Source organism: Leuconostoc lactis, from assembly GCF_007954625.1.
Taxonomy (GTDB): domain Bacteria; phylum Bacillota; class Bacilli; order Lactobacillales; family Lactobacillaceae; genus Leuconostoc; species Leuconostoc lactis_A.
This window is the reverse complement of record NZ_CP042423.1, coordinates 1-19,540: the sequence shown is the minus strand read 5'-3', so window position 1 is coordinate 19,540 and position 19,540 is coordinate 1. Positions and strand designations below refer to the sequence as shown.

Below are 19,540 nucleotides of genomic sequence, written 5' to 3'. Positions count from 1 at the left end.
AAAAGCATAAAGAAATTCCCGTCTAAAAGTTTTTCTTTATGCTTATCCAACAACACGCCCAAAGGAGCGTATTTATATGTCAATTATACCAGAATCAAAGACAAGGCAGGTACACACCTTGAATGAGTTATCAAAACGAAAAGTCGTCGAACATAATAGTTTAATCACATCCATTGCCAAGATGGATAAAACACCCCTCAAAATGTTTGAACTAGCGGTGTCTTTAATTGATACCGACAATCCACCTCAAGATCAAACAGTGTATTTATCAAAGCAAGAAATGTTTGCTTTTTTTAAAGTCAATGATAATGATAAGAACAGTCGCTTTAAACAAGCGATTGAAAAAATGCAGAAACAAGCTTTTTTTCAGATTAAAAAAGAACAAGATAAAGGGTTTAAGTTTGTTAGTATTGTGCCAATCCCTTATGTGGAATGGACGGATTATAGTGACGAAGTAAAAATTGAATTTCATCGTGAAATCATGCCTTACTTAATCAAGCTCAAAACCAATTTCACCCAACATGCCTTGTCAGATATTGCAGAATTGAATAGTAAGTATGCAATTATTTTGTATCGCTGGTTATCAATGAATTACAACCAATATGATCACTACAGCGTTAAAGGTGGACGACGAAAAGAACAAGTAGAAAGCTATCGTAATCCCAAAATCGGCATTCGAGAGTTGCGAGAAATGACTGATACTGTTAATGAGTACCAGAGGTTTGATAGGTTTGAGAGCTATATCTTGAAAAACTCTTTAAAAGAAATCAATGCTCATACAACTTTTAACGTGACGCACGAGAAAGTTAAAAAAGGACGCAGCATTGATAGCATTGTCTTTCACATTACTAAAAAACAAGTTGCGGCTGATAGTAGTTATAAACAGGATGATCCCGTTTATATCGAGGGCAAGATTCGTCAAGAAGAAACAGAAGATATGTTGACTGTTAAGGCAATAAAAAGTCCCTACACAAAGTTACTTATGGAGCAGTTTTTATTGTCATATATTGATTTAACGGATACGACTATTTTGTCAGGGTTACAGAAAAATGTATATCCACTTTATGACGAATTAAAAGAATTACGTGGTTTAAAGGGCGTGAAAGAACACTTAGCCTATATCAGAGATAAACAAGATGACTATTCGAAAAAGAATATTGCTAAGTATCTTAAAAAATCGATTGAACAGTATCTACCAATCGTTAAAAGGCAGGATATAGATCATGAGTGAAAATTTAAAAACAATTCGAGAACTCGCTGAGGAGTTAGGTGTTTCAAAACAGGCAATACAATATCATATAAAGTCGCTGACAAACAAAACAAGGCAAACAAACGACAAAGGTATAGTTGTTTTATCTTTAGAAGAACAGCATTTTATAAGGTCGAAGGTCGACAAACAGACAAACAAAATCAAGACAAATAAACAGACAAATGACAAACAAACAGACAAAGAGACAAAGTGGGATATCCACAACTATTTAATTAGTGAACTTGATGAAGTTAAGAAAAATAGAGATAAACAATTAGCAGTTAAGGATAAGCAACTAGAAAATAAAGATTCGCAAATAGCTCAAATGCAAAACTTACTAGACCAGCAACAACGGTTAGCTTTGCAAGACAAAAAGCTGCTAGAGGAATACAAAGCAGAAATCAAGGACTTGAAAGCCTTAACGATGGCACCGCATGATGATGGTGAAAAAGAAGTGACGTCAGACAAACAACCTGAACCAGAAACTAACACTGTGGAGTCACAGCCTAAACCTAAAAAGTGGTGGCATTTTGGTAAATAGTTACAACTAAAAAGAAAAGAAGACTAGTTAAATGGCGGAAGATAAATTTGAACAAGCTGTAATTGAGAAGTTAAAGAGTGAGGGTTGGGACTATCTCACAGATTATTCTGGTGTAACGGTCAATCGGTTATATGATCATTGGCGAGATATTCTGAATGCCAACAATCGTAAACGACTAGAAGATACCCCGTTATCTGATAATGAGTTTGAACAAGTGAAGTTGGAACTAACGAAGAATAAAACGCCGTATGATGCGCAACTCATGTTGGCGGGTGCGGGTGGTGTTGGGACCGTACGGCGCTGATGTTCATAAGGTGTAAAAAAGCTTTGACAAATTATTTTTATTTTTATTTCAAAAGACGTTAGGCTGAATGAATTCAATCTTCTTGATATGCTAGATTCATGAAAGGAGACATTATGGACATAGGTAAACGGATAAGAGAGTATCGAAAAATTTATAATCTTTCCCAAGAACAATTGGCGGACAAGATTTTTGTTTCACGTCAAACCGTATCTAATTGGGAAAATAACAAAACATATCCAGACATACAAATCATTGTTTCGTTGTCTATTCTATTTAATGTTTCTTTAGATGAATTAATTCGAGAAGATTTGGAGGAAATGAAGATGAAGATTAGTAATAACAAAGCTACTAAACGAGCTGATATTTATTCTTTAATAATGATTTGTTCAACAATATTAGCCAGTCTATCTATTGGTTTAGTAGTAGCATTACCAGAATCAAAGTTTATATGGATAGTTCCAGTTACTTTATTTTTACCTGCGTTATGGAGTTCTTTTGTTTTAGAAAAATTCAAAAGGAATAATGACTTGAAAACTTATAAGGAGATTTTAGCATTTTCACAAAATAAGGATGTAGAAGTTTTAAGAAAAAAAAGAGACGCTAGAAGAACACGGATTGAAAAAGGGATTATTGTTTTAGGCTATGCAGGTCTTACACTGTTGATTTGTTTAATGGCTATATTTATTGCAAATTTTTTTAAATAATAAAAATCCCTAAAAATAAGCAAAAGAGAACGACAAAATTAGTCGTTCTCTTTTTTCCATTTTTCAGGTTTTTGTTCATTGACAACATGGGCAAACATTTTAGAAAAACTTTCCGTGTCTTCAATGCTTAAATGTTCACACTCAAAATACTTTTCAAGCAAGGCGCCTTTTTGTATTAATCGACGAGAACGTTCTTTTCGTTTTTTAGAGTTTTCGTAATACTTTGATTGACGGAGTTTAAAATCTTCATTTTCAATAGCGAGGTGACCTATGATGTAGTCGATAGCTATGAAAAAATGATGGATAAATTATCTTAAAAAATGTAAACAGGGACCATAATTATATAATAACCCCTAAAGAATACTATTAAAACAGCCCCCATTATCTAGTGATTAGATAATGGGGGCTGTTTTTTTGTTAAGTGATATAATAAACCGTAAAAGAAGTTTAGAAATACGGTCCTGGTCATCAATAAATAAACAATTTAATTAATTATTTATTTAATTATTTAATTTCAGAAAGGTATATATAAATCATGGCGCAACAAATTGTCCTACCCATCAAAGACTCCAACGTTTTAAAGATGGTACAAGATACACTTCTCGATAGCTTCCGTGCTGGTCGCCGAAATTACACAGTTTTTCAAGTTGGTAAGGCCACGCTACTACGTGTGAGTGATGTCATGACATTGAAAAAAGCAGATGTCTATAATCCAGACGGCTCTGTCAAAAATACAGCCTTTATTCATGATAAAAAGACTGGCAAAGCAAACACGTTATATTTAAAGCCTGTTCAGCAAGACTTGTTGCAATATCATGATTGGCTGGTCCAAGAAAATATCAATTCTGAGTGGTTATTCCCCTCGACAGCCCATCATGATCGCCATATCACCGAGAAACAGTTTTATAAAGTGATGGCGCGTGTTGGTGATCTACTAGGTATCAACTATTTAGGCACGCACACTATGCGTAAAACAGGTGCTTATCGCGTCTATACACAATCAAACTACAACATTGGCTTAGTCATGCATTTATTGAATCACTCAAGTGAAGCCATGACACTGACTTATCTTGGGTTAGACCAAGCTAGTCGTGAAACGATGTTAGATCAAATTGATTTTGGTTAACCTATAAAAAATTTTGCTAATGAGATTAGCAGTTTAACGTCAGCCAAGGTAATCGTCGTTAAAAGAAATGAGTTACACCAATTTTCGGTTATCCCCCCAACGGTGGCTCATTGAACGTTCATTTAGTTGGTTGGGAAATTATCACCGTTTATGGCGTAACTGTGAGCGTAAGCTCAACACTAGTCTCATGATGGTTTCGTTAGCTTTTATCAGACTACTTCTTAAAAGATACTAAACAGCTTCTTAAAGACCTTTATAAAAAATAAGTAGGTTTCCGTCATATTCTTTATAAAAGTGTTTAGCAGTTGGGAGTCGTTGACAATTTAAAAATTTGTCTGCAGCTTCTTTTCTTTTAGTCTAGAATAGAGGTCAATAACTAACAGGGGAATTACTAAATGATCAAACCCGAAAAGACAATCAATGGAACCAAATGGATTGAAACGATTCAAATCAATGCCGAAGAACGGGCAACCCTCGAAGATCAGTATGGCATCGATGAAGATATTATTGAGTACGTCACTGATAATGATGAAAGTACTAATTATGTTTATGATATCAATGAGGACGACCAATTATTCATCTTTCTGGCGCCGTATGCCCTCGACAAAGATGCGCTGAGATACATTACCCAGCCATTTGGCATGTTGCTCCATAAGGGCGTTTTATTCACGTTTAATCAAAGCGACATACCTGAAGTCAACAGGGCACTTTACTCGGCATTGGATAATCCCGAGGTTAAGAGCGTCGATGCATTTATTCTGGAAACACTGTTTACAGTTGTTGACAGCTTTATCCCAATTTCTCGCGCCATTACCAAGAAACGCAACTATTTGGATAAAATGTTGAACCGGAAGACGAAGAACAGTGACTTGGTTTCACTTTCATATCTTCAACAGACGTTGACCTTTTTGTCCAGCGCGGTCCAAATCAATCTCAGTGAACTCGATCGTTTGCCAAAGACCCATTTTGGTGTCGGTGCTGACCAAGATAAAATTGATTTATTCGAAGACGTGCACATTGAAGGAGAACAGGTCCAACGGATGTTTGAGATTGAAACCCAAGTCGTTGACCGAATCGATCATACCTTCAACAGCCTTGCTAATAACAACCTGAACGATACAATGAAATTTTTGACAATTTGGTCACTGACCATGGCTGTGCCAACGATCATTACCGGATTCTATGGGATGAACGTGAAACTCCCGTTAGCCGGGATGCAATATGCTTGGATGCTGACTTTGGGGATTTCTGTCGCCTTGATTGTGGCGATGCTGATTATGCTGAAGGTCTGGCGGAAGATGTGATGGGTGAGTGACTTGCTGCTGGGTGGGGGACTTTTTTGGAATGTGTATAGTTGAGCAGTTATGCTATTTTGAGCACCCTTCGGCTTCTGAAATACGCTCCGACGACCCTGACCCCGGCCACATAAGACAAAAAATCCAGTAACGAACAAAAACCGTTCGCTACTGGATTTTCTGCCCTATGCTCTGGGGTCAACCCGGGTCTTGTCACGTGTTGGTGATCTATTAGGTATCAACTATGCTAGGCACACACCATGCGTAAAACAGGCGCTTACTTATCTTGGTCTGGATCAAGCTAGTCGTGAGACTATGTTAGATCAAATTGATTTTGGATAATTCCATCAAAAGCATACTGAATAATTGGACTATTTTTATTCAGTTACTTAGTGATAATTGAGATACGATTGCGATTATAAAAATTGATATATCAACCAATGGCTGCTTGGACTGCAATTAATGTTTGGTATGCATTCAAATCAATATCCTTATTTTTAAGTATAAATCGACTTAACTTGATACAAATAATAATTCATCTAAATCAAATATCTCAACACATTTTTGGGTATGCCGTTTAATTAGACCTCTCTCTTCCAATGATGAGAACTTACGGCTTATTGTTTCTGGAGTTGTCCCCAGGTAAGTAGCCAAATCTTTTTTTGACATGGGTAAAGTCACATAAGTATGGTTTTTTTCATCTTCAACATTTTCTGATAGAAAATCAATAATTCGAGCTTCAACAGGTTCAATACTGACTTGCACAGTTTGTTTTTCTGATAACTGTAGCCGTTTTGTAATATCCGATAATATTCGTCGCATGATTTCTGGATAGCGATCTAAATATTGATCTAAATCCTTTTTATGAATCCTACAAATACTTGTTTCCGATATTGCTTCAGCATAATTCGAATGATAACCTTCAGTCTGTAAAACAGCAACTTCCCCCATAAAATCACCCGGATGTAGGATACGTATGGTTTGCTCACGACCAGACTCACTTAGGCTATAAATACGTACACGTCCATTGTTTATGATATATAATGTGTCATCTTTATCACCAAACCCAAATAATAGCTCATTCTTTACGTATTGTACTTCATTCGCTGATTGAGCAATTAGATGCATTTGTTCATCATTGAGATGATTGAAAATCGGCACTAAACGTATACAATCTACATGACTATGATGATTATGGTATGCCATACCGTTTTTCTCCTAATTAATCGTTATCTATATAGTCATCGTCTTCTAAGGCATCCTTATTAATAAATGCTTGAAGTTGCCAAATATTTACGTCTAAATAAGCTTTATAACTAATTAGTGAATCTTCCAAAGCATCATTTTCTTCTTCCTGTGCTAAGCGAATTGCACGAATAGTAAATTCACGATTAGATCTAAAATCTTCTACTATCTGTAGGACCATCTCATCAGCAGTGTAATATTTTTCCGAAGAATCTTCAGAAATCGTTGTAAATTCTTGGAATTCAGTAGTTGTTGATGCTGGCTTAAATCCTGAAGCTAGTAAACGTTCTGCAATTTTATCAAACCATGCCTCATTTTCGTTATATAAATTTTCAAAAACATTATGCAATGCATAGAAATTTTTACCTTTTACATACCAATGATATTGATGCAATTTTACATGTAATGTATGAATATTAGCAAGTATATGATCTGTAACAGCTGCAGAATTAATCTTAGTATGATGAATGTGTTCTTTATATGCTTGTTCGGCAGCTAATTTTTCTTGCCTTTCATTTACCGTTGTCATTTTATGCACCTTCCTTTACTTTTGAACTAATTACTGGGTATCCTAAGTCTTCAATTGCTTTTTCAATTGTATTCAAATTGACCTGATTTTCATCAAAATCCACTTTTACCTTACTCGCATTGAAAAGTACTTTTACAGAATCTTTTTTTACACCAGCAGTCTGTTTTAAACCACGTTCGATTTTTTGTAAACATGATGGACAAGTTAATGTTTCTAATTTTAATGTTGCTTTAGTCATATCTATCACTCCTTTAAATGAATTATATAGGCCATTCTTTTTAAGATACTTGATATAGATCAATTATCTTAATTGATAACCTCTTAATCTCATTGCATTTAAAATAACTACTAAAATACTGGCCTCATGAATCAACATCCCAATTGACATAGACATCCATTCACTAAATATTAAACTAACCAATAGTATTATCACGACGCCAACAGCAATTAGAATATTTTGTCGCATATTCGCATATGTTACTTTTGCTAGGCCTAAAGCATGAGGAAGGCGGTTAAAGTTAGAATTCATTAAAACAATATCTGAACTTTCAATTGCGACATCTGTTCCATTCCCCATAGCTATACCTACCTCTGCAGTAGCCAGAGAGGGACTGTCATTAACGCCGTCACCGATAAAAACAACTATTTCACCTGAGTCCTGTCGTCTTTTTAGAAATGCTTGTTTGTCCTCTGGTAGCATATCACCATGGGCTTCGGTTAAACCTAGTTCCTTTTTAACTGAATTAACTGTACCTTGGTTATCACCTGATAATACAATGAGATTTTTAATACCAAGTGATTTTAATTTTTGTAAGTCCTGCTTAACACCTGGTCGAACTTTGTCGCGGATACCCATTAACATGATTAACTTATGATCAACTGCCGTTAATACAATTGAATTACCGGTTCTTTCTAAATAATTCAATTTTTTTAAGAACATCATCAGATAGCGGTATACTTTCTTGTTTCATTAAGGTTTTATTTCCTACTGAAACAACGTGCCCATCTACGTGAGCAATTACGCCCCCCACCTTTTACAACCTGTGTATTTTCTATAGGCCTTACTTTATATTGTGCTAATTTATTTACAATAGCGACAGCTAATGGATGATCAGACTCACTTTCAACTGAAAGCAATAGAGATAAATCCTCCTCCTGATTATTTCCATAATAAATAATATCGCTCACTTCAGGCTTTCCTTCAGTTAAGGTACCTGTTTTATCGAATAACACTGTATCTGCATTGGCAAAATGACTAATCACTTCAGAACCTTTAAATAAAACACCATTTTTTGCGCCATTTCCTATCCCCGCAACATTTGACACAGGTACACCAATTACCAAGGCTCCTGGGCAACCAAGTACTAATACGGTAATCGCAAGTTCTGTATCTTTGGTTAATACCCAAACCAACAGCCCAATTGTAAGTACTGCAGGTGTATACCAGCGAGAAAACTGGTCAATGAATCGTTCTGCTTCTGATTTAGAATCCTGTGCTTCTTCTACCAACTCAATAATTTTTCCAAATGTAGAATCTTCCCCTACTCTATCAGCCACTATTTGAATAGTACCGTTGTCCATAATAGTACCGGCAAATACTTCATCGTCTTTTTCTTTCTTTAAAGGTAAAGATTCACCTGTGATATTAGCCTCATTTACATATCCTTTTCCAGTGGTTACCCTACCATCTACGGGAATCTTGGCACCAGTCTTTACTAGGAGAATGTCCCCCTTCTTCTACTTCATCAATATCTACTTCTGCAAATTGTCCCCCCTGTCAATTGCTTAAAAGCAGTTTCTGGAGCCATTTCCGTCAACTCTTTAATAGCTGATCGTGTTTGGTTAAGTGTTCGTTGTTCTAAATATGATCCAAATAAAAATAAAAAAGTAACAATTGCTGATTCTTCATAATTTTGAATAAAGAGAGCACCAATGACCGCTATCGTTACTAAAACATCAATACTTACTACTTTTACTTTCATAGCCTGATAAGCCTGTAAAGAAATGGGGGTAACGCCTAATATCGAAGCTATAATAAAAGCACTATTAGAAATTGTTGTATTGGCAAAAATAAAGTGTGCGATTAGTCCTAAAGCAATGAGTAAGCCACTGATACTAGTAATTTTATTTTTATGTTTAAGAATATTATGTTGCATATGATTTCTCCCTTAATTTTAGTTCAACTAAAGTGTATTAACTTTTGGGAGATATAAACTTGACGTCCATCAAGTTTATGAAATAGTTCTAAATAAGTAAAAATATTATAATATTGGCTTAGTCATGCACTTACTGAATCATTCTAGTGAAGCTATGACGTTAACTTACCTTGGCTTAGATCAAGCCAGCCGTGAGACTATGTTGAATCAAATTGATTTTGGTTAAACTCATTAGCTATAACTACAGTTGTAGTTATAGCTAATGTTTTATAGCTAAAAAGCATAGATCATTAGACTCAAGCAATACTTTAGTGACTTATCAACCTGAACTTTGCTATGCTCTGTATTAAAGACTATAAATGGTGGGAATTTGGCATATGCAAATAGGTGAAAAAATAAAAATCATTCGTGAAAACAAAAAACTGTCACAAGAAGATATGGCTAAAAGTTTACACGTATCGTATCAAGCAGTATCTAATTGGGAACGTGGGAAAAGTTATCCGGATATCTCTAACATTATTATGATTTCAGATTTATACAGTATTTCATTGGACGAGCTGATTAGAGAAGATAAAAATTATAAAGACATATTACTTGAAAAGAAAGTATCAGGTATCGCGGATGCTATCCTTAATATTATTTTCTTATTGTGCGCCGTCATGTTATTAATTTATATGATGGTTGAAAACAAGCTCACCTCAGATAATTCTTTTTATATCATTCTGACAATCTTGGTTATCATCCATACCAGCGTTGATTTATTAAAATTGCTACCAAAAAAAAGCGTGTAGTTGGCTTACAGGGAATATTGGTAATCCTTTGAGACTTAAATTAATACGATGGAGAATTATATTAGCATTCAAAATAAGTTGAGATAGACACCAATACTATCTCAACTTATTTTTATGTGGTTAAGCTGACATCAGCTTGCCCCACGCGGGTAGCGTTCTGCATGAAATGCTCTCACTGAAGGTGATCCTGCAATGATAAATTGCCCCGTCACGGCGTGACCCGCCGGAGGTTTTTCTAGCCGGATAATAGGCGCTAAAAAATAGCAGTTTCCCCAGTAGGAAGGGGAAACGCTACTGTCATCGCTTGTCGATGACGTGCCTCGCAGAGCCTGTCCAAAATATTATTTTGGTATAACAGGCTATACCAGATTTTTAACGGTGTTATACTGGTCTTGGAAAACCCTTTTTGAGGAGGCATTTTTGATGGCGCATTTAAAGAAAAATACCCGTGGCGCAGTCCCTGGTTTAGCGGTTCACTTTGAACGTAAAACCGACCATCACACGAACAAAGAAATTGATGGGTCGAAATCCTATCTGAATCAAGATCTCATGGCGGATGGTTCTGATATGCTTTCACGCTTCAATGCGCGTTTAAATAACGTTTATTGCATGAAAAGAGACGATGTGAAGGCGTTAGCGACGTGGATAGTCACTTTACCTGAAGAACTCACAGAAGCCCCCTACGAGCAACAGAGCGCCTTTTTTGAAGCAACCACCAATTTTCTTAATGCACGTTATGGTCAAGAAAATGCCGTGGCCGCTGTGGTGCATTATGACGAGACAACCCCTCACTTGCACTATGCCTTTGTCCCCGTCGTTTTTGATGATAAAAAGTCACGTTATAAAGTATCCGCTAAAGAAGTACTCACACGCCATGATTTACAAACCTTTCATGATGATTTAGATCAACATTTAAAAAAGGTGCTGCCCTTTTATGAACAAGGGATTTTAAATAACAAAACCTTACCATTTGAGAATGTCGCTGAAATCAAAAAATACAATGATCAGTTTAACGCCTTAAAAAACGAACTAGCTGACGTTGAAGACAATATTAGGGCTAAACAGGCCGTACTTAAAATCACGGATCAAGCCTTAACGGAAGTTGACTTAGCCGAAAAACAAATTGATGCGTTTAAACAAGCCTTATCTAAAAACCTCTTTGGTAAGACGGTGCTGAAGCCAGATGACTTAGATCGCTTTAAAAACGTGTTAGCCACGATGAAGAAATCCACCTTACAAAGCCAGCATGAGACGGAAGAACTCAAGCAAACATTAGGCCAAGTCAAAGCGCAATTAGGAGACGTCCAAGCAGACTATCAAAACCTGAAAGAAACGCATCAAGCGCTTCAGAAGCGACAGCGAAAACAGCAACAGCTGGATTATGCCATGCGAGACATGCTTAAAAATGATTATGGTGTCGACAAGATAGCCCATACGGATGTGGAGGCTCGGTATGTCCTTTATAAGCTAGATCATGAAGAACTTACAAAAAATAAAAAAGTAGCCCAGTCATGGTTAAAAACACTGACGACAGCTAGAGCAGATCCAGACACCAAAATAGCGCCTAGTAGATTAGATCGCGGTATCGAACAAGTTAAAGCATTGATTAATCGAATCATTGAATTAACGCGTGATCTTTTTAAAGGACCAAGTCTCTAACGCTAAACCGGCTTATTTGCCGTTCTAAACGTTTTTAGCCATGTGACGTAGAAATAATCATTGAACGAATTAAAACGTCTCTATTGGCGTAATAAGTGGCAATTATGATAGATGACCAGTAATCCGTCATTTAAAATAATTCCAAACAAAAAGAACACTCTGGACAAACATTATGTACAACGGTGTTCTTTTTGTTTTGTTTTTATTAATTCAGTAAAAAGGCGAAGCCTATTATAAGTTTATCTTTTATATTTTAATCTTTTGTTCTTTTGCGCAGTTATAAAGTCAGTATTATCAAGGTTTAACAGGATAATACCCCACAAAAAAACTGTGTATACCCCACAAAAAAACTGTGTATACCCCACAAAAAAACTGTGTATACCCCACAAAGATAAAAATAAATTGTGGTACATGGTGATACAATAAAAGCATAAAGAAATTCCCGTCTAAAAGTTTTTCTTTATGCTTATCCAACAACACGCCCAAAGGAGCGTATTTATATGTCAATTATACCAGAATCAAAGACAAGGCAGGTACACACCTTGAATGAGTTATCAAAACGAAAAGTCGTCGAACATAATAGTTTAATCACATCCATTGCCAAGATGGATAAAACACCCCTCAAAATGTTTGAACTAGCGGTGTCTTTAATTGATACCGACAATCCACCTCAAGATCAAACAGTGTATTTATCAAAGCAAGAAATGTTTGCTTTTTTTAAAGTCAATGATAATGATAAGAACAGTCGCTTTAAACAAGCGATTGAAAAAATGCAGAAACAAGCTTTTTTTCAGATTAAAAAAGAACAAGATAAAGGGTTTAAGTTTGTTAGTATTGTGCCAATCCCTTATGTGGAATGGACGGATTATAGTGACGAAGTAAAAATTGAATTTCATCGTGAAATCATGCCTTACTTAATCAAGCTCAAAACCAATTTCACCCAACATGCCTTGTCAGATATTGCAGAATTGAATAGTAAGTATGCAATTATTTTGTATCGCTGGTTATCAATGAATTACAACCAATATGATCACTACAGCGTTAAAGGTGGACGACGAAAAGAACAAGTAGAAAGCTATCGTAATCCCAAAATCGGCATTCGAGAGTTGCGAGAAATGACTGATACTGTTAATGAGTACCAGAGGTTTGATAGGTTTGAGAGCTATATCTTGAAAACTCTTTAAAAGAAATCAATGCTCATACAACTTTTAACGTGACGCACGAGAAAGTTAAAAAAGGACGCAGCATTGATAGCATTGTCTTTCACATTACTAAAAAACAAGTTGCGGCTGATAGTAGTTATAAACAGGATGATCCCGTTTATATCGAGGCAAGATTCGTCAAGAAGAAACAGAAGATATGTTGACTGTTAAGGCAATAAAAAGTCCCTACACAAAGTTACTTATGGAGCAGTTTTTATTGTCATATATTGATTTAACGGATACGACTATTTTGTCAGGGTTACAGAAAAATGTATATCCACTTTATGACGAATTAAAAGAATTACGTGGTTTAAAGGGCGTGAAAGAACACTTAGCCTATATCAGAGATAAACAAGATGACTATTCGAAAAGAATATTGCTAAGTATCTTAAAAAATCGATTGAACAGTATCTACCAATCGTTAAAAGGCAGGATATAGATCATGAGTGAAAATTTAAAAACAATTCGAGAACTCGCTGAGGAGTTAGGTGTTTCAAACAGGCAATACAATATCATATAAAGTCGTGACAAACAAAACAAGGCAAACAAACAAAAGGTATATGTTGTTATCTTAGAAGAACAGCATTATAAGGTCGAAGTCGACAAACAGATCAAAGTCAACAACAGACAAATGACAACGAAAAAGAGGATAGTGCACAACAAAAAGTGAACTTGATGAATTAAGATAGAGTTAAAATTCAGTTAAGGATAAGCATAGAAATAAAGATTCGCAAATAGAAAGCAAAACTTACTAGACCAGCAACAACGGTTAGCCTTGCAAGACAAAAAGCTGCTAGAGGAATACAAAGCAGAAATCAAGGACTTGAAAGCTTTAACGATGGCCGCATGATGATGGTGAAAAAGATGACGTCAGCACCAAACAAGTGAAACAGAACAGTAGAGCCAAGCCTAAACCTAAAAAGTGGTGGCAATTTAAAAAACGAGGGCAAAAAATGATTGATTCAAAAATTATGGAGACAACAAGTCCATTTTGAAAGATTTGGCAACACATATTTTTCAGATAAAGGCACTTTAAAAGCGCATAAAGTAATAGAAGACCTGATGCGTACACACCTATGTTGATGAAGGCATTACTAGCTAATCAACTAATTCATGACACCTATACGGAGTCAATTGTTATAGATGATAAAGTGTAGAACTGTTTAAGCTAAACCAGTTTATTGAATGTTTACGTATAAAGAATACTGGCAAGATAGCTATACAAAATTTGAGAATAAAATGGCCTTACTGCTGGCGGTAAGTTTATTGATGAGACTGCTGATGTTGTGCTAGATTTTCCCTTCAAAGATACCGTTTTAAAGCTGGTATGACAAAGAAGATCAACAAGATGCTGATGAACTTTTTTTTCATGAAACGATAGCTAAGGCTGAAATTGATCAATATTGGAACTAAAATATTTGTTAATGCTACTAAGTATAATCAAGAAAATTTAGACGGTACATCAACTGATAATTTGATGACGAAAATTGATTGTCAAAGGAAATAACTTGATTGCTTTGCATAGTATAAAAGACGTTTATGCTGGCAGGGTTAAACTAATTTATTTAGATCCGCCATATAATACTGGATCAGACTCTTTTCGTAATAATGATCAATTTAATCATTCGACCTGGTTGACATTTATTAAAAGCAGGCTAGAAATAGCTAGAGAATTACTAACTGATGAGGGCGTCATAGCAGTTCATATCGATGATTCAGAAGGTCCTTATCTTAAAGTATTAATGGATTCAATTTTTGGTAGAAATTTCTGAAATGTTTACCACAATATATATGGTGAGATATGCAGACAAAACATAAAATCGGATATGGATTATCACAAACAAATTGAGCAAATTCACTATTACAAAAAGAATAATGCATCAGTAGTGCATCCTTTCAAAAGTCAAGAAGATTATAACTATACCAATTTATTTATTCATTTGATGAGCTGGAATCACCTTTTAAAACCATAGAACTTGCGGTAAGAGAGTTGATATCTTTAAAAAATCAAATAAGTTTAAAAAAGAGACAGCGAACATACACGGTTAAAAGAAGTTGGGCCACAGGAACAATTTAGATGGAAATTCTTCAGGACGTTTTTTAGAGATTACCTAACCGGAAGATACAACGAAGATGGTTATGGTGTTGTTTATAGAGTATGGGGTATTGGTGATGATGGAAATAAATATAGGTATTTTACTGGTCCTCAAAAGGTCGGTGCAACGAAAGGTAAGTATTTCCAAGGAGTTCCAAGTGCAGTACAAAGCGGTTTAGTTACAACAAAATTAAAACCACTTGAGGATTATTGATATGGCAGGAGCATTTGGAAATATTCGCCACGAAGGTGGTGTAGAAATGAGAAGTGGGAAAAAGCCTGAAAAAATGCTAAAGAGATTATTCAAAGATATTCTTCTGAAACGATATTGTGTTAGATTTCTTTGGTGGATCCGGTTCTACAGCAGCAACAGCACTAAAATGAACAGACGATTTATAACAGTTGAACAGATTGATGAACAAGTGTATAAACTGAAAAAAAGGTTAGTTAATGTTATTAATGGTGATACAACGGGCATCTCTAAAGACGTTATTGGCAAGGCGGCGATCATTTGTCTATGCTGAATAATGAAAAGAACCAAGGTTATCTCAAAGATGTCCAACAGGCCGAAACGACGAAGCAATTAGAAGATGTTGTTCATCGCATGATTGAAGGTGGCGCTGATTTTGATTTCCGAGTCGATGTTGAAAAGTCCTGCAAGATCCTGAATACCATCAATGTCATTGGCTGATAAAAAGCAGCTGATAGTCAAGGTCATTGATAAGAATCAGTTGTATTATGCGTACAGTGATATGGACGATCGTGATGTACAAGAGCTGATGTCTGAGAGTGATATTGCCTTAATAAAAGCTTTTATGGGGAGCGTGATCTGTAATGGCCAAAAAGAAATCACGAGAACTTGTCTTACCTATTGTTCATGAGATTAACGACTATACGAGTGACTTTTAAAAAACGACGAACCCGACATGCGTTTGTTTATCCGGACTACATTAAGCACAATCTCAAGCATCAGTTACGTGATTATCAAAAGCAATCACTATACAACTTGAATTACACGCAAAGGATACCAATGTTGCCAGTCGCTTTAATCAATTGTTATTCCATATGGCCACTGGTTCTGGAAAAACTGATGTGATGGCAGCCGATATGCTGTATTTTTACCATGAATTGGCTATCAAAATTTTCTTTTTGTTGTTATACAAACGCGGTGATTGCTAAAACTCGTGAAAACATGCTGAATGTTCAGTCACCAAAGTACCTCTTTTCACAACCACTCAATATTGATGGGATGCCGATTGAATTGCGAGAAGTCACCGATTTCCAACAAATAGTGAACCAGGCGTGATCTACTTGCGGCTCACAACGATCCAAACTTTAGCAAATGAATTAAATACACCACGCGAAAATGGTTTAACTTATGGTGATTTAGAGAAACAGAAGTTGATTATTCTAGCTGATGAAGCGCATCATTTTCTGCCGGCACAAAGAGTAAGCAGATCAAAAAATAAAGCGTGGGAATATGTCTTAGACCGTATTCGACAAGCAATAAAGCGAATCGACAGTTAGAATTCACGGCCACAATTGATTTAAATAACGAGTTTATTTATGAAAAATATCGTGATAAAGTCATCTTCCAATATGATTTAAAAGAGTTTCAAAATGCTGGTTACTCAAAGAAAATTGCTCGTTTACAAGCCAATGCTGATGATAACGAAAAGATGCTGAATGCGGTATTGCTATCACAATATCGTAAGCACATGGCGATCCAGGCGGGTGTACGAGATTTTAAGCCAGTTATTTTATTTAAGTCAAATAAAATTGACGTTTCAAAAGCGGCCCGTGATCAATTTTTGACACTGCTTGATAAATTAACTACTGAAGATCTAGCGCAATTTATTGCAAAGCAACGCCAAACCACGCAATCATCTACTTTGCGCCAAGCGTATACGTATTATCAAACAATTGATATGGGGGGCTTGGTCCGGGAATTGCAACGTGATTTCAACCATTAAATACAATTAATGTTAATGATACGAGTAGCAATGGTATTTTAGGTGACTTAAATGATTACGTAATTTAAATACCCTAGAAGAACCAAGCAATCCATTTAGAGCTATTTCGCAGTCGCCAAGCTTTCTGAAGGTTGGATGTCTTAAATTTGTATGATATTGTCCGCATTGGAGAGCAACCCATTACGTCAACACAAACCAATAGTGAGGCGCAATTAATGGTCGTGGTGCGCGCTACAATCCCTTCGTCTATGAGGAGCAACATCGTTTACGCGACGGTTGACCATAGCACGCCAGAATTACAGATATTAGAGTCCTTACACTATCACACGATTAATGATAAAAAATATATTGATAATCTGACAAATCTTTTGAAGCAATGCAGCTCCAAGTTGAAGATGATAAAGACTTTGATATTTTAACCACGACAGTTAAAGCGTCATTTAAGCGTTCCGATGTCTATCAATATGGCAAGCTGTATTACAATGACGTCGAAGATGTCCCTGAGAGTGAATACAATGGGTTGGCAAAATACGGTGTTCCGTTGCGGAACTACCTACCGTCAATATTGAGACGCAACCCTAGAAGCAACTGCCTTTGATACACAAAATGTTGCTGGTATGAATGAGACACGACTGGTAAAGATTGATGATGCCCTCGTCAAAAAAGCAATGGCACGGAATCCTTCTTCAGATTCAATACCATGAAAAAATATATGCCGACGCTAAATTCTATCTCGGAGTTTATGTATGAGGCACAGTGGTTGGGGCAATAAAAGAAATCCAAGCGACGGTATCGATGGTTCAGATGCAGTGCTTAGTCGAGAAACACAGCTATTAGTCGTTGAAAATATCTAGCCTATATTCAGCGCATGTTAATCATGAACTATAAGCGCCAACGCGGAACCAATAAGTTATTGGGTTGCCAATTAAAGATGCCGTTCAGGATTATCAGAAGCGTGTACCAGTTAACTATTCTGATGCTGGGGTTCATGAGTTAATTCAAACTTATGACTATAAAAGGCACCTTGGTTTGTCTATAACGAGGCTATTGTCGATAAATTGGAACGTAGTCTAATCGAACTGATCCAAGGCTATATGAAGAGCTGCAAAACAAGTACAAAGATGTTTACCTGATTCGTAGTGATGAGCGTAATACTAAGCTAAATTGCATGAATTTGCTGGAGATGTGTCTCACTATGCTGGTTTCTTACCGGACTTTGTTCTGTATTTGGCTAATGAGTCTTATATTTATCAGATTTTATTGAACCAAAGGGTACCCAATTGCTGGAGCAAGACCAATGGAAAGAGGACTTGTTAACCAGTATTTCGCCTGAAAGTGTTGATGTGATTGGTGAAAATGATCAAGTTAAATTGTACGGTGTTAAATTCTATGTTGCGGTGATGCTCGTCAGGTTCGAAAAAATATTCAAACTCTAGCCCTTTAAAAGGGTTTATTTTATTTTCTAATAAACATAGACAATCTTTTAAACTTAACATGTTATAAAATATAAAATAATAGTGTACCCAATGAATGATGTGACGAGGTTGATAGCACTTTTTGCGTTAAATAAAATTCACAAATTAAATAAAGGCGCGCAATCAAGTTTTAAAAACTTGATTGCGCGCCTTTATCATGACATATAACAAAAGAGTACCTTATGATAAAATTATAGACTTATTTCATGTAGTATCGTTGTTCCCGTTTGTAAAAGGCTTCTTTCCCACCTTCTAGTAAATCTGTTATTTGATCTCGAATATGAAGTTTCAAGTGATCCAGAAGAGTAGTTAATACTAAAAGCTGAACTATCACGTTCAGCAATGATTATTCTTCTGCATCTGTTAGAACTACTAGATTTGCGTTATGAGTTACCAGTATGACTTGTCGAGTATTTGAAATTTCTTTTAGTAATGGAACAAGCATCTTCACTATTGTATTATTATCTAAATCGTCTTCCGGTTGGTCTAATATAATAGTTGACTGGTTATTGGAGGCCATTAAAAGAACCTGTAATAGTACAACACCTTTCATACCGGGTGACATTTCTTGTAGAGAATCATTTCCCAACAGGAGATCAAAAGTGAAATGGGTTAATTTTTTCATGATTACCTTGACAAGGTCAATGTTATCATGGTTATTATTAAATTTAATGTCATTATTGTTGAGCACTGTACCAATCTGAGGACAGTGCTTTTTGATCGGTAGACCATTTAAACGAACCATTACTTTGATTTATCATGGTGAGATCTAGATCTTCTGGCAAACTATATCGTCTATTTATATGATTAGAAATCTCATCTTGCCAATCGACAGTATCTTTTAAAATCAACCTAGTTGATTGATCCTCTACCTGACCAAAGTTCAATATATTCAGTTTGTTTATTGAATCTTGAAAAGTAGTTCTAGCAGAATCAATTTTAGATATTAAGTTGATGATTTTTTCGATAGATTTTTATACGCATCTTCATATTTTTGTAAATTGTCTTTGGCCGACGCGAGCTTGGTTATGTCATCATTTACGATAAGTAAGTTTTTATCGATTTCTTCAATATTTTTGCGAACGGCAGTATCCTTGGTGTTTATTTCGTTATTTCAGATTGAATAGTTTCAATTTGAACGGTATTTTTTGCTATTTCAGTGTCAAGGAAGTTTATTTCAACATCTTTAATATCTG

Annotated in this window: 17 protein-coding genes and 6 pseudogenes; 17 read left to right on the top strand and 6 right to left on the bottom strand. The window is 35.7% G+C overall.

Features of this window, described 5'->3' with window-relative positions; translation table 11 throughout:
• The first annotated feature begins 76 nt into the window (after positions 1 to 76).
• The 4 genes and pseudogenes from FGL80_RS08735 to FGL80_RS08720 all read left to right on the top strand — a co-directional run bounded on the left by FGL80_RS08735 (position 77) and on the right by FGL80_RS08720 (position 2,798).
• On the top strand, positions 77 to 1,231 hold the full coding sequence (locus FGL80_RS08735) for a RepB family plasmid replication initiator protein (protein ID WP_147002034.1): 1,155 nt from the start codon (positions 77 to 79) through the stop codon (positions 1,229 to 1,231).
• Positions 1,224 to 1,790 (top strand): helix-turn-helix domain-containing protein, encoded by a 567-nt coding sequence (locus FGL80_RS08730; protein ID WP_147002033.1) that lies wholly within the window; start codon positions 1,224 to 1,226, stop codon positions 1,788 to 1,790. The genes FGL80_RS08735 and FGL80_RS08730 overlap by 8 nt, the downstream gene beginning before the upstream one ends.
• A gap of 31 nt (positions 1,791 to 1,821) precedes the next feature.
• Positions 1,822 to 2,085 (top strand): annotated as a pseudogene (locus FGL80_RS08725) (type I restriction endonuclease subunit R); the annotation flags it as partial.
• A gap of 122 nt (positions 2,086 to 2,207) precedes the next feature.
• Entirely contained in the window at positions 2,208 to 2,798 is a 591-nt protein-coding gene (locus tag FGL80_RS08720; protein ID WP_029510472.1) for a helix-turn-helix domain-containing protein, read from the top strand.
• A 38-nt stretch (positions 2,799 to 2,836) separates the two neighbouring features.
• Here FGL80_RS08720 and FGL80_RS08715 read toward each other — a convergent pair whose 3' ends face one another.
• Positions 2,837 to 3,103, bottom strand: a complete 267-nt coding sequence (locus tag FGL80_RS08715) for a hypothetical protein (protein WP_147002036.1) — start codon at positions 3,101 to 3,103, stop codon at positions 2,837 to 2,839.
• Between the two features lie 230 nt (positions 3,104 to 3,333).
• Between FGL80_RS08715 and FGL80_RS08710 the strand changes: the two genes are divergently transcribed.
• The 4 genes and pseudogenes from FGL80_RS08710 to FGL80_RS09170 form a co-directional block, all read left to right on the top strand.
• Positions 3,334 to 3,924 (top strand): site-specific integrase, encoded by a 591-nt coding sequence (locus FGL80_RS08710; protein WP_048801727.1) that lies wholly within the window; start codon positions 3,334 to 3,336, stop codon positions 3,922 to 3,924.
• A 48-nt stretch (positions 3,925 to 3,972) separates the two neighbouring features.
• A pseudogene (locus FGL80_RS08705) lies at positions 3,973 to 4,159 on the top strand (transposase); the annotation flags it as partial.
• 160 nt (positions 4,160 to 4,319) lie between these two features.
• Entirely contained in the window at positions 4,320 to 5,228 is a 909-nt protein-coding gene (locus FGL80_RS08700) for a magnesium transporter CorA family protein (protein WP_147002032.1), read from the top strand.
• Between the two features lie 195 nt (positions 5,229 to 5,423).
• Positions 5,424 to 5,561, top strand: a pseudogene (locus tag FGL80_RS09170) (site-specific integrase); the annotation flags it as partial.
• A gap of 171 nt (positions 5,562 to 5,732) precedes the next feature.
• Here FGL80_RS09170 and FGL80_RS08690 read toward each other — a convergent pair.
• From FGL80_RS08690 to FGL80_RS08675, 4 genes and pseudogenes are all read right to left on the bottom strand, one after another.
• Positions 5,733 to 6,425, bottom strand: coding sequence for a Crp/Fnr family transcriptional regulator (locus FGL80_RS08690; protein ID WP_147002031.1), 693 nt, complete (start codon positions 6,423 to 6,425; stop codon positions 5,733 to 5,735).
• Positions 6,426 to 6,441: 16 nt separating this feature from the next.
• Entirely contained in the window at positions 6,442 to 6,993 is a 552-nt protein-coding gene (locus FGL80_RS08685) for a Dps family protein (RefSeq protein WP_042493564.1), read from the bottom strand.
• A gap of 1 nt (position 6,994) precedes the next feature.
• Entirely contained in the window at positions 6,995 to 7,231 is a 237-nt protein-coding gene (locus FGL80_RS08680; protein WP_004909683.1) for a heavy-metal-associated domain-containing protein, read from the bottom strand.
• A 63-nt stretch (positions 7,232 to 7,294) separates the two neighbouring features.
• Positions 7,295 to 9,149, bottom strand: a pseudogene (locus FGL80_RS08675) (heavy metal translocating P-type ATPase).
• A 377-nt stretch (positions 9,150 to 9,526) separates the two neighbouring features.
• Here FGL80_RS08675 and FGL80_RS08670 point away from each other — a divergent pair.
• From FGL80_RS08670 to FGL80_RS09140, 9 genes and pseudogenes are all read left to right on the top strand, one after another.
• Positions 9,527 to 9,940, top strand: coding sequence for a helix-turn-helix domain-containing protein (locus tag FGL80_RS08670; protein WP_147002035.1), 414 nt, complete (start codon positions 9,527 to 9,529; stop codon positions 9,938 to 9,940).
• A 423-nt stretch (positions 9,941 to 10,363) separates the two neighbouring features.
• Positions 10,364 to 11,599, top strand: coding sequence for a MobV family relaxase (mobV, locus tag FGL80_RS08665; RefSeq protein WP_147002030.1), 1,236 nt, complete (start codon positions 10,364 to 10,366; stop codon positions 11,597 to 11,599).
• 500 nt (positions 11,600 to 12,099) lie between these two features.
• On the top strand, positions 12,100 to 12,783 hold the full coding sequence (locus FGL80_RS09335) for a replication initiation protein (RefSeq protein WP_425280897.1): 684 nt from the start codon (positions 12,100 to 12,102) through the stop codon (positions 12,781 to 12,783).
• Positions 12,784 to 12,812: 29 nt separating this feature from the next.
• A complete protein-coding gene (locus FGL80_RS09330) occupies positions 12,813 to 12,965 on the top strand; it encodes a hypothetical protein (RefSeq protein WP_425280896.1) in 153 nt (50 codons plus the stop codon).
• Positions 12,959 to 13,240 (top strand): hypothetical protein, encoded by a 282-nt coding sequence (locus FGL80_RS09325; RefSeq protein WP_425280895.1) that lies wholly within the window; start codon positions 12,959 to 12,961, stop codon positions 13,238 to 13,240. Before FGL80_RS09330 ends, FGL80_RS09325 begins: the two co-directional genes overlap by 7 nt.
• Positions 13,241 to 13,243: 3 nt before the next feature.
• Positions 13,244 to 13,742, top strand: a pseudogene (locus FGL80_RS09320) (DNA-binding protein); the annotation flags it as partial.
• Positions 13,743 to 13,754: 12 nt separating this feature from the next.
• Positions 13,755 to 15,731, top strand: a pseudogene (locus FGL80_RS09370) (DNA methyltransferase).
• 230 nt (positions 15,732 to 15,961) lie between these two features.
• Complete coding sequence (locus FGL80_RS09275; RefSeq protein ID WP_341874227.1) at positions 15,962 to 16,075, top strand: hypothetical protein; 114 nt, start codon at positions 15,962 to 15,964, stop codon at positions 16,073 to 16,075.
• A 293-nt stretch (positions 16,076 to 16,368) separates the two neighbouring features.
• Positions 16,369 to 16,869, top strand: coding sequence for a hypothetical protein (locus tag FGL80_RS09140; protein WP_244297975.1), 501 nt, complete (start codon positions 16,369 to 16,371; stop codon positions 16,867 to 16,869).
• 1,821 nt (positions 16,870 to 18,690) lie between these two features.
• Here FGL80_RS09140 and FGL80_RS08630 read toward each other — a convergent pair.
• Positions 18,691 to 19,089, bottom strand: a complete 399-nt coding sequence (locus tag FGL80_RS08630) for an AAA family ATPase (protein WP_147002028.1) — start codon at positions 19,087 to 19,089, stop codon at positions 18,691 to 18,693.
• Positions 19,090 to 19,540 lie beyond the last annotated feature (451 nt).